8 protein-coding genes are annotated in these 11,725 nt (G+C 37.5%); 5 read left to right on the forward strand and 3 right to left on the reverse strand.

Features of this window, described 5'->3' with window-relative positions; translation table 11 throughout:
* Positions 1-34 precede the first annotated feature (34 nt).
* The 3 genes from FVB9532_RS04920 to FVB9532_RS04930 are packed head-to-tail and all read left to right on the forward strand — an operon-like array spanning position 35 to position 1,724.
* On the forward strand, positions 35-646 hold the full coding sequence (locus FVB9532_RS04920) for a sugar transferase (protein WP_150544094.1): 612 nt from the start codon (positions 35-37) through the stop codon (positions 644-646).
* Positions 639-962 (forward strand): hypothetical protein, encoded by a 324-nt coding sequence (locus FVB9532_RS04925; protein WP_150544095.1) that lies wholly within the window; start codon positions 639-641, stop codon positions 960-962. Before FVB9532_RS04920 ends, FVB9532_RS04925 begins: the two co-directional genes overlap by 8 nt.
* Before the next feature lie 3 nt (positions 963-965).
* Positions 966-1,724 (forward strand): formyltransferase family protein, encoded by a 759-nt coding sequence (locus FVB9532_RS04930; protein ID WP_150544096.1) that lies wholly within the window; start codon positions 966-968, stop codon positions 1,722-1,724.
* Positions 1,725-1,755: 31 nt separating this feature from the next.
* On the opposite strand, the gene FVB9532_RS04935 is transcribed toward FVB9532_RS04930, so the two are convergent.
* The 3 genes from FVB9532_RS04935 to FVB9532_RS04945 all read right to left on the reverse strand — a co-directional run bounded on the left by FVB9532_RS04935 (position 1,756) and on the right by FVB9532_RS04945 (position 9,115).
* Positions 1,756-3,216, reverse strand: coding sequence for a glutamate synthase subunit beta (locus FVB9532_RS04935; protein WP_150544097.1), 1,461 nt, complete (start codon positions 3,214-3,216; stop codon positions 1,756-1,758).
* Positions 3,216-7,733 (reverse strand): glutamate synthase large subunit, encoded by a 4,518-nt coding sequence (gene gltB, locus FVB9532_RS04940; RefSeq protein WP_150544098.1) that lies wholly within the window; start codon positions 7,731-7,733, stop codon positions 3,216-3,218. Before gltB ends, FVB9532_RS04935 begins: the two co-directional genes overlap by 1 nt.
* Positions 7,734-7,972: 239 nt before the next feature.
* Positions 7,973-9,115: an acyl-CoA dehydrogenase gene (locus FVB9532_RS04945; RefSeq protein WP_150544099.1), complete on the reverse strand. Its 1,143-nt coding sequence runs from the start codon at positions 9,113-9,115 to the stop codon at positions 7,973-7,975.
* 92 nt (positions 9,116-9,207) lie between these two features.
* Between FVB9532_RS04945 and FVB9532_RS04950 the strand changes: the two genes are divergently transcribed.
* Together FVB9532_RS04950 and FVB9532_RS04955 are read left to right on the forward strand one after the other, a co-directional pair.
* Positions 9,208-10,344: an anhydro-N-acetylmuramic acid kinase gene (locus tag FVB9532_RS04950; protein ID WP_150544100.1), complete on the forward strand. Its 1,137-nt coding sequence runs from the start codon at positions 9,208-9,210 to the stop codon at positions 10,342-10,344.
* Positions 10,345-10,482: 138 nt separating this feature from the next.
* Positions 10,483-11,709, forward strand: coding sequence for a Glu/Leu/Phe/Val dehydrogenase dimerization domain-containing protein (locus FVB9532_RS04955; protein ID WP_150544101.1), 1,227 nt, complete (start codon positions 10,483-10,485; stop codon positions 11,707-11,709).
* Positions 11,710-11,725 lie beyond the last annotated feature (16 nt).

The raw sequence follows: 11,725 nt of genomic DNA on the forward strand, positions 1-11,725 counted from the left end.
TTTTATTACCACAAAATCTTTTACTTTTGTTATCATGTATAAAACCTATATAAAACCCATAGGAGATTTTGTAGCTGCATTTATAGGTTTACTTTTGCTAAGCCCCATTTTTATTATAGTGTGGCTAGGTCTAAGTATTGCTAATAACGGCAAACCCTTTTTTTTTCAACGTCGTCCGGGTAAAGATGAACGTATATTTAGCATCATCAAATTTAAAACGATGAACGATAAAAAAGATGAGCATGGAAATTTACTGCCGGATGCCAAACGTTTAACCCGTATAGGGAAATTTGTACGTAAAACCTCCCTCGATGAAATTCCGCAACTAATTAATGTGGTAAAAGGCGATATGAGTTTAATTGGTCCCAGACCCTTACTTCCGGAATATCTTCCGCTATATAGTGAAGAACAAAAAAAGAGGCACTTTGTGCGACCCGGGATAACGGGTTGGGCACAAGTCAATGGACGAAATGCAATTTCGTGGCCAAAGAAATTTGAGTATGATGTATGGTATGTGGAAAATATTAGTTTTTTGCTGGATATAAGAATACTTTTTAAAACAGTAAAAAAAGTGTTTATTTCAGAAGGAATTAATTCCGAGGGACAGGTCACTACAACTTATTTTACAGGAAACAATAATGATTAAGGAAAAATTACAGCGTGCTATAAGGCGTTCTGAAAAAGCTTATAAAGCATACCAAGAACAGCAATTCTATTTTCAAGCTTTGCGGATATATAGAGCAAATAGAAAGCTATATGGCTTATTAGAAGATTATTTGTTGGTATGTGAAGAAAGGGAGCAAGATGAGGTCTGTGAATATTTATTTCATTTAGAAGATTGGATGAATCAGTTTAAGGAGCATGAGGAAAAGAATAAAAATTATACTACTTCCTTTATTTTTAAACGTTGGGAAGGAGCGGTAGCATTTCCTAAACAATTTGTAGAAAAGTTAAAAAAGTAAGATATGAAATATGCATTTGCAGGAGATAGACAGGTCAGCTGTAATATTTTAAAATTTTTAATTGAAAGGGGGTATAAGCCTTCAGCTTTATTAGTAAGTAGTGGGGAAAATGAAAGTCATTCGGAAACCTTAATGCAAATCTCCGATTTATCTGAAAATTATATTTTTAAAGGGAATGACTTTAAGGTGAAAGCAAATATTGAAAAACTAAAACACTTAAACTTAGATTATATAATTGGTATTCATTTTCCTTATATAATTCCTTCAGAAGTACTTGCAATTCCATCCATTGGCTTTTTAAATTTACACCCTGCTTTTTTACCCTATAATAAAGGCTGGCATACTCCAAGCTGGGCAATAATTGAAGGAAAACCATATGGGGCAACTTTACATTTTATGTCGGAAGCGCTAGACGAAGGCGATATTATACACCAAAAAGAAATAAAAGTTGCTCAAAATGATACGGCTAATTCACTCTATCAAAAAGTTTTGAAGTTGGAAGAAGAAGTGTTTATTGAAGCTTTTGATGACTTAAAAAGTTTAGATCCCAATAGATCAAAACAAGTTGAAAAAGGTTCTTCACATATAAAAAGAGATTTAGAGAAAATAAGGAAGATAGATTTAGAGGAAAAATTAACTGCTAAAGAATTACTTGATAAATTAAGAGCGTTAACCACTAATGATCATAATGAATTGTCATATTTTGAAAGTGAAGGAAAAAAAATAGGGGTGAAAATTATGTTTGAAGAGTTGGAATCATAATAGGTTACACCCCAATTTTAAAATTTATAATCTAAACTCCCGGTAAATCCCCAGGTCCTTTTGTTGGTAGTTCTGAGCTTCCCATTAAAAATTTATCTACTTCATAAGCTGCTTCTCGACCTTCAGAAATTGCCCATACAATTAAAGATTGTCCTCGGCGCATATCACCGGCCGCAAAAAATTTCTTTCTATTGGTTTGATAATTTTTTTCAGCTTCAAAATTGGTACGTTCATTAGTCTTGATACCTAATTGCTCAGCCAAAGTTTTTTCAGGACCTGTAAAACCTAATGCTAATAAAGCTAAATCACAAGGCCATTCTTTTTCTGATCCTTCAATTTCTTTTAATTGCGGACGATTATTTTCATTTTTAATCCATTCAACCGCTACCGTTTTTAAGGCTTTTAGATTACCTTCTTCGTCTTTTATAAACGCTTTGGTAAGAATACTCCAATTCCTTTCAACGCCTTCTTCGTGAGAAGAACTTGTTTTTAACGTGAACGGCCAATAAGGCCAAGGATGTTCTTTGGTTCTATTTTCTGCCGGCATCGGCATAATTTCAAAATTGGTCACCGATTTTGCTCCATGCCTGTTGGAAGTTCCTACACAGTCAGAACCAGTATCACCACCTCCAATGACTATCACATGTTTGTCTTTTGCAGATAGTTCCTCTTTTGGTTTGGCTAAACCATCAACCACACGATTGTTATGGGCCAAAAATTCCATGGCTTGTACAACACCTTTTGCATCGGCTCCGTCAATAGGAAGCGGCCGACGTTGCGTAGCGCCACCACATAAAACTACTGCATCAAATTCTTCTAGTTGCTTTGCTTCATAATTTTTTCCAACATGAATGCCTGTTTTAAACGTAATACCTTCCGCTTCCATTTGTTCTATACGGCGGTCAATTACGTGTTTTTCCATTTTAAAATCAGGGATTCCATAGCGTAACAGTCCACCTAATTTTTCATCGCGTTCAAAAACGGTAAGCGTATGTCCCGCTCTTCGTAATTGTTGGGCAGCAGCTAATCCTGCCGGACCCGAACCTACAACAGCTACACGTTTGCCGGTCTCCATCTGTGGAGGTTCCGGCTTTATCCAGCCTTCTTCAAAACCTTTTTCAGCAATATATTTTTCAATTAATTCGATAGCAACAGGAGGCTCAATAATTCCTAACACACAAGCCGATTCGCAAGGTGCGGGGCATAGCCTTCCGGTGAACTCAGGGAAATTATTGGTGGAATGTAAAATTTGAACCGCTTTTTTCCATTCATTTTGATAAACCGCATCATTAAAATCAGGGATCAGGTTTCCTAATGGGCAACCACTGTGGCAAAATGGAATTCCGCAGTCCATACAGCGAGCACCTTGGGTGTTGAGTTCTTTTTCGCTTAAAGGTTTTGCAAATTCTTTATAATTTTTAATCCTTTCGTTAGGATCAATGGTCTCTTCCGTCTTTCTATCGTGTTCAATAAATCCTCTTAACTCTCCCATTATGCCGTTTTTAATTCTTTGTTGTTATTCTTTTTCTCTTCTTCAATTTTTTGCAATGCCTTTTTAAATTCGGTTGGCATTACTTTGATAAACTGTTTGGAAGCTGCTTCCCAGTTTTCCAATATTTCTTTAGCGACATTACTTTGGGTGAATTTGTAATGATTGCTAATAAGTTGTTTTAGTTCATTTTTATTTTCTTCGGAAGGATCTTCCAATTCGATCATTTCCATATTGAAATGATGATGATCCAATTCATTTTTCGGATTATAGATATAAGCAATACCGCCACTCATTCCTGCAGCAAAATTTCTTCCGATTTTTCCGAGAATGACGGCAATACCGCCGGTCATATATTCACACCCATGATCGCCAATGCCTTCGATAACGGCTTTAGCTCCAGAATTTCTCACACAAAAACGCTCTCCGCCAATACCATTAATGTAGGCTTCACCGTTAATGGCGCCGTATAAAGCGACATTACCGATAATGATATTTTCATTAGATTTGAAGGTGGCTGAAGCAGGTTTTCGTACACTCAATTTGGCGCCGGAAAGTCCTTTGCCAAAGTAATCATTCGTGTTTCCAATCACATTTAAGTTAAGTCCTTTAGTGGCGAAAGCACCAAAACTTTGTCCTGCCGAACCGGTGAAATTAATAGTTAACGTATTTTCTGGTAAACCGGCTTCCCCGTGAATCTTAGAAATCTCATTACTTAAAATAGCTCCTGTGGTTCGGTTCATATTGTGAATAGGAAAATCTAAAGTCATTTTTTCTTTACGATAAATCGCCGGATGTGCTTTACTGAGAATTTCAAAATCTAAAACTTTTTCTAGCTGATGATCTTGCTTTTGAGTGCGATAAAGAGGCATATCTTCCGGGATGTCGGGCTTGTAAAGAATGTTGGATAAATCAATACCTTGTGCTTTGTAGTGTTTGATGGCTCGGTTCATGTCTAATTTTTGACTTTGTCCTACCATTTCATTCAAGGTGCGATATCCAAAATCTGCCATAATCTGGCGGAGTTCCTGAGCCACGAAATACATATAATTAATCACATCTTCCGGTGTTCCTTTAAAGTTTTTACGCAATTCAGGATCTTGCGTAGCAATCCCAACCGGACACGTATTTAAGTGGCAAGCTCGCATCATAATACAACCGGAAGCCACTAATGGAGCGGTGGAAAAACCAAATTCTTCAGCTCCTAATAGAGCCGCAATCGCTACGTCACGACCGGTTTTTAATTGTCCGTCACATTCAACGGTAATTCTGTTTCTAAGGTTATTGAGCAATAAGGTTTGTTGTGCTTCGGCAATTCCCAATTCCCATGGCAATCCTGCGTGGCGTAATGAGGTGAGTGGAGAAGCTCCTGTGCCACCGTCATAGCCTGAAATAAGCACCACATCGGCTTTTGCTTTCGCTACTCCGGCTGCAATGGTACCCACACCAACTTTAGAGACTAATTTTACGTTAATTCTAGCTTCACGATTTGCATTTTTTAAGTCGAAAATTAACTGTGCTAAATCTTCAATAGAGTAAATATCGTGATGTGGAGGTGGAGAAATCAATCCAACATAAGGAGTCGAATTTCTAGTTTTGGCAATATCTGGATTTACTTTGGCGCCGGGTAACTGTCCGCCTTCTCCGGGTTTTGCCCCTTGAGCCATTTTAATCTGAATTTCTTGCGCATTACTCAAATAATTAATAGAGACCCCAAATCTACCGGAAGCAACTTGTTTTATAGCGCTATTTCGCCAGTTCCCATTTAAGTCTTTATGAAAACGATCGGCATCTTCACCTCCTTCTCCTGAATTACTTTTCCCTTTCAGGCGGTTCATCGCAATCGCTAAATTTTCGTGTGCTTCTTTACTAATAGAACCAAAAGACATGGCACCGGTTTTAAAACGCTTTACGATCTCGGTCCACGGTTCTACTTCTTCTATCGGGATCGGGTTGAGATCACGGAATTTAAACAATCCGCGAAGGGTCATTAAGCGTTCATTCTGTTCGTTGATGAGCTTGGAATATTCGCTGTAGCTCTTCGGATTATTTTGTTTAACCGCTTGTTGCAATTTTGCCACACTTGCCGGATTAAACATATGGCGTTCACCGTTTCTACGCCAACGATAATCACCTCCAATATCTAAATCTAGACCAACATCGGTAGGTTGAGGGTAAAATGCTTTGTGATAGCGTTTCTGGATTTCTTTTTCAATTTCATAGAGACCAATTCCTTCGATTCGGGTAGGTGTATTGCAGAAATATTTATCGACGAATTTTTTATTAAGCCCGAGAATTTCGAAAATCTGAGAACCACGATAAGAAAGGAGGGTAGAAATTCCGATTTTATTCATAATTTTTACAATTCCTTTTCCGATGGCTTTGTTGTAATTTTGAACAGCTACTTCCGGTTCTTCTTCAATTTCATCTTCTTTGGCAAGATTAAATATAATTTCATTCACCATGTAAGGGTTAATGGCACTCGCGCCATAACCAAATAATAAAGCAAAATGATGAGGTTCCCGTGGTTCGGCAGATTCAATCACAATTCCAAAGGAAGAGCGGCGGTCGTGGTCTTTTACACGATGATGCACAAATGAACAGGCTAATAGTGAAGGAATGGGAGCCAATTTATCGTTGATATTTCGATCTGATAAAATAATGATGTTGCAACCATCATCTACGGCATCATTAATTTCGTGAATCATTTCTTCTAAGCGAGTTTCCAGACCATTTAAGCCTTTTTCAGCTTCGTAGTGCATAGAAATAGATTTCGCTTTAAAGCCAGGGTAATCAATGTATTTAATTTTGTCTAAATCTTCGTTGGAGATTACTGGATTTTGAATGCGTAATTTCTTAGAGTGCTCCGGAGTAATGTCGAACAAGTTTTTGTCCTCACCAATGGTTAAACTTATATCGGTAACAATTTCCTCGCGAATACCATCTAATGGTGGATTGGTCACCTGCGCAAATAGTTGTTTAAAGTAATTGAATAGCAATTGTGGCTGATCTGATAACACCGCCAAAGGAATATCGGCTCCCATAGAACCTATGGCTTCCTTTCCTTGCGTAGCCATTGGAGTAATAATGGTTTTAATATCTTCTAAGGTATAACCGAATAATTTCTGCCGTTTATTGATGTCTACTTTTTCTACTGGAGTTTGGTTTCCTGTATAGGGAATATTAGCTAACGGAAGCAAATTATTATCCAACCACTCTCGATAAGGACGTTTGGTGACAATATCGTATTTTACTTCTTGATCTTCAATAATTCGACCTTTTACCATATCGACCAAGAACATTCTTCCCGGTTCTAGTCGTCCGTGAAATTCTACATTTCCGGGTTTGATATCGATAACTCCCGTTTCTGAAGCCATAATCACATAACCATCCTTGGTTACCGTATAACGAGAAGGTCTTAAGCCATTTCTATCTAATAAGGCACCAATGTAATTTCCGTCGGTGAATGGAATAGAAGCCGGGCCGTCCCAAGGTTCCATAATACAAGCATTGTATTCGTAGAAGGCTTTTTTCTCATCAGACATTCCCGGGTTTTTCTCCCAAGCTTCCGGAACCATGATCATCATGGCTTCAGGTAAGGATCGCCCCGTGTGTAATAATAACTCTAGCGCCATATCCATAGAAGCAGAATCTGATTTTCCTTCCATCGTAATGGGAATAATCTTTTTTAAATCTTCTCCGAAAAATTCATTTTCAAATAATTCTTCACGGGCCTTCATCCGGCTTAAATTTCCACGAAGTGTATTGATTTCTCCGTTATGACACATATATCGAAAGGGTTGTGCCAAATCCCAAGTAGGAAAGGTATTTGTAGAGAAACGTTGATGCACCAAGGCTAACTTGGTCACTACATCGTCATCATTTAAATCGGGATAATAACTATTAATGTCGTTGGGCATTAATAGGCCTTTATAAATAATGGTATTTGTAGAAAGACTGCAAACGTAAAAATGATCCTTTTCAGAAAGTTCTGAATCATCAATGCGATGTTCCGCAATTTTACGAGCTGCAAATAATTTGGCATTAAACTCTTCTGCTGAATCTTTTTCTGGTTTAACGATAAAAGCTTGGTAAACGCTAGGTTCAGAAAGTTTTGCTATACTTCCTAAGCAAGAACGGTCTATCGGAACTTCCCGCCAACCAATTAAATCAAGCTTTTGCGCACTGATTTCTTCTTGAAAAATTTCTTTACAAATTTTAAGTTGATTCGCACTTTTGGGTAAAAAGACCATCGCTACAGCGTAGTCTTTAAACTCCGGCAATTCAAAATCACATACTTTTTTGAAGAATTGATGTGGGATTTCAATCAGGATTCCTGCTCCGTCTCCGGTTCTTCCATCAGATCCGACAGCACCCCGATGTTCCAGTCTAATAAGAATATCGATTGCTTTGTGAATGATGTCGTTGGTTTGCTTCCCTTCGAGGTTACAGATAAAACCGGCTCCACAATTATCATGTTCAAATTCCGGCGAGTAAAGTCCCTGTTTTTGTGGCTTCATATATCTTTTTCTTTAACTTAAAATTTTTAGTAAAAACGAAATGATAAGGTAAAGAAAAAGGGGTTTATATCCTAAAATAGCAGTTTATTTCACGATTTTTTAATGAATGCTTGAATTTTTGATAATATCTGAATTAGAATCGAATAAAATCCTTATTTCTTATTTTAAAGCTGAAATATTGGGAAATAAAAAACCCGATTCTTAAAAAATCGGGTTTTTGAAATAATTTATAACCATTCTTAATCACGGAGTAAGCCTCTGGAAATCACTATTTTTTGAATTTCTGAAGTTCCTTCGTAAATCTGAGTGATTTTTGCATCACGCATTAAACGCTCTACGTGGTATTCTTTTACGAAGCCATTTCCGCCATGAATTTGTACGGCTTCAACAGTAACATCCATCGCCGTTTTGGAAGCGTAAAGTTTTGCCATTGCGCCAGACATATCGTAGTTGTTCCCTTGGTCTTTATCCCAAGCTGCTTTCATTACTAAATGGCGAGCTGCTTCAATTTCGGTGTACATATCTGCCAATTTAAAAGCGATGGCTTGGTGATTGCAGATTTCAGTGCCAAAAGCTTTTCTAATTTTAGAGTATTCTCTGGCCAATTCATAAGCACCACTGGCAATACCAAGTGCTTGTGCGGCAATCCCGATTCTCCCACCGGAAAGTGTTTTCATGGCAAATTTAAACCCAAATCCATCTTCCCCAATTCTATTTTCTTTAGGAACCTTTACATCGTTAAAGTTAAGCGTGTGCGTATCGCTACCTCTAATTCCTAATTTATCTTCTTTTGGACCAACTTCAAAACCATCCCAACCTTTTTCAACAATAAAGGCATTAATTCCTTTGTGTCCTTTTTCTCTGTCGGTTTGTGCAATCACTAAATAATAATCGGCGCTTCCTCCGTTGGTGATCCAGTTTTTGGTTCCATTTAAAATATAGTGGTCACCTTTATCAATCGCAGTCGTTTTTTGTGAAGTTGCATCACTTCCAGCTTCCGGTTCACTTAAACAAAAAGCACCAATCGATTCTCCGGTAGCTAATTTAGTAAGGTATTTTTTCTTTTGTTCTTCGTTACCATAAGTCTCCAATCCCCAGCAAACTAAAGAGTTGTTTACAGAAACGATGACCGAGCAAGAAGCATCTATTTTAGAAAGTTCTTCCATCGCCAACACGTAAGAAGTCGTGTCCATTCCGCCACCACCATATTCTGGAGAAACCATCATTCCTAAAAAACCTAGTTCTCCCATCTTCTTTACCTGTTCAGCGGGAAACTCTTGTTTATTATCTCTTTCTATGACTCCCGGAAGTAATTCTGCTTTTGCAAAATCTCTTGCTGCATCTCTAATCATAAGATGCTCTTCAGTAAGCTTAAAATCCATTCTGTTTTGTGTTTGTCAAATATTTAGTGAAACTTCGCAAATATAGCTTTATGTGATTAAATTATCAATCATAATCGGTTATTTTTGCGAATATGGGAACAAAACAATACAAGGTTTTAGGAGTGATGTCGGGAACTTCTTTGGATGGAATAGATATAGCTTACCTCGAATTTGAATACATAAACAATTGGAAAGCAACTATTTTGCATTCGGAAACTATTCCGTACACAAAAGAATGGTACGATTTGCTTAAAAATTCTGCTGAATTACCGTTAAAGGATATTTATAATTTAGATGAACGCTATACGGAATACTTAGCAGGTATCATTCAACAATTTATTCGAGAAAATACTATAGAACACCTTGATGCGGTTTGTTCTCACGGGCATACGGTGTTGCATCAACCGCACAAAGGCTTGACGGTTCAAATCGGCAATTTAGCCAAACTAGCGAAGCTCATTCAGCAAAAAGTAGTCTGCGATTTTCGTGTGCAAGATGTGGAGTTGGGCGGACAAGGCGCTCCATTGGTGCCCATTGGTGATCGATTATTGTTTGGCGAGTATAATTATTGTTTGAATTTAGGTGGATTTGCGAATATTTCGAAGGAAATAGAAATCGAAGTTGGAGTTGAAATCGAACATGAAATTGAAAATGACCTTTCGATTGAGTCAAGGAAGAAAAGTAAAATTAAGCGTGTCGCCTACGATATTTGTCCGATGAATACGGTGCTGAACGAATATGCTTCAAGATTGGGTGTTACTTTTGATAGCGGTGGGGAAATTGCAAGAAATGCTGAGGTAAATCAGGAATTGTTAGCAAGACTAAATGGGTTGAATTTTTATAAGCAGCAACCACCAAAATCGTTGGGAATTGAATGGGTGAATTCCATCATCTTTCCTTTATTAAATGAAAGTGGCTGTACTTCCGAAGAAATTATAGCAACGTTTACAGCGCATGTGGCTTTTCAGCTTTCAGAAAATATTCAGAATAATTCTGCTAAAAAAGTGTTAGTAACCGGTGGAGGGGCTTATAATTCTTATTTAATAGAGTTGCTTCAGCAAAAAACAGCTGCAAAAATCGTGCTTCCGCAAACCGATTTAATCGAATTTAAAGAAGCCTTGATTTTTGGCTTTTTAGGGGTCTTGCGTCTAGAAAACCAAATTAACGTTTTAGCTAGTGTCACGGGAGCTTCAAAAAATCATTCTTCCGGTAAAATTTATCTTCCCTAAAAAATTAAGATTTCATTCACAAACACCTATCTGTTTAACTATATTTGTGAGCAAAAATTTGGGACAATAAATTTAATTTGTTTCTCAAAATTTGAATGAATAACATCTGATTAAAAATTAAAACCTAAACATTTGCAGATGAAGGAACTACTCGAACTTTACGAAAATAAACAACCTGAAATAGTATTTAATTGGAAAGACTCTGAAACCGAAGCTGAAGGCTGGACCGTCATTAACTCTTTGAGAGGTGGCGCTGCCGGAGGTGGAACGCGTATGCGTGAGGGATTAGATATGAATGAAGTACTTTCTTTGGCAAAAACCATGGAGGTGAAATTTACCGTTTCCGGCCCAGCGATTGGCGGAGCAAAATCCGGAATTAATTTTAACCCACAAGATCCTCGTAAAAAAGGTGTTTTGGAGCGTTGGTACAAAGCGGTTTCGCCTTTGTTGAAAAGTTATTACGGAACAGGAGGAGATTTAAATGTAGATGAAATTCACGAAGTAATTCCGATTACCGAAAATTGTGGAGTTTGGCATCCTCAGGAAGGGGTTTTTACCGGACACTTTCAACCAACCGAGGCAGATAAAATTAATAGAATAGGTCAACTTCGTCAAGGAGTGATTAAAGTATTAGAAAACACAACTTATTCTCCAGATATTACCCGTAAATATACAGTAGCCGATATGATTACCGGTTATGGTGTAGCAGAAGCGGTTCGTCATTATTACGAAATTTATGGCGGTGATGTGAAAGGAAAACGTGCAGTAGTGCAAGGTTTTGGGAATGTAGGTTCTGCAGCGGCTTATTATTTAGCGCAAATGGGAGCTAAAGTAGTTGGGATTATTGATCGTGCCGGAGGCTTAATTAACGAAGAAGGATTTTCTTTTGAAGAAATAAAAGAACTCTTCCTTAATAAAAAAGGGAATACTCTAAATGCAGAAAATTTAATTCCTTTTGAAGAAATCAATGAAAAGGTTTGGAGTCTGGAAACTGAGATTTTTGCTCCGTGTGCCGCTTCAAGATTAATCAAGCAAGACCAGATTTCTAAAATGATAGAAACCGGTTTGGAGGTAATTTCCTGTGGGGCAAATGTGCCGTTTGCTGATAAAGAGATTTTCTTCGGAAGTATTATGGAATATACTGACCAACGTGTAAGCTTAATTCCAGATTTTATTTCTAACTGCGGAATGGCAAGGGTGTTTGCTTATTTTATGGAAAGAAGGGTGCAAATGACCGATGAGTCTATTTTTAACGATACTTCCATGACAATAAAGAACGCCATTAAAAATACCTTTGATAATAATAGCAGTAAAACCAATATTAGTAAAACTGCGTTTGAGATTGCCCTAAAACAACTCGTTTAACTTCAACTAACTTTAT

The sequence above is a fragment of the Mesonia oceanica genome, assembly GCF_902499555.1.
Lineage (GTDB): Bacteria > Bacteroidota > Bacteroidia > Flavobacteriales > Flavobacteriaceae > Mesonia > Mesonia oceanica.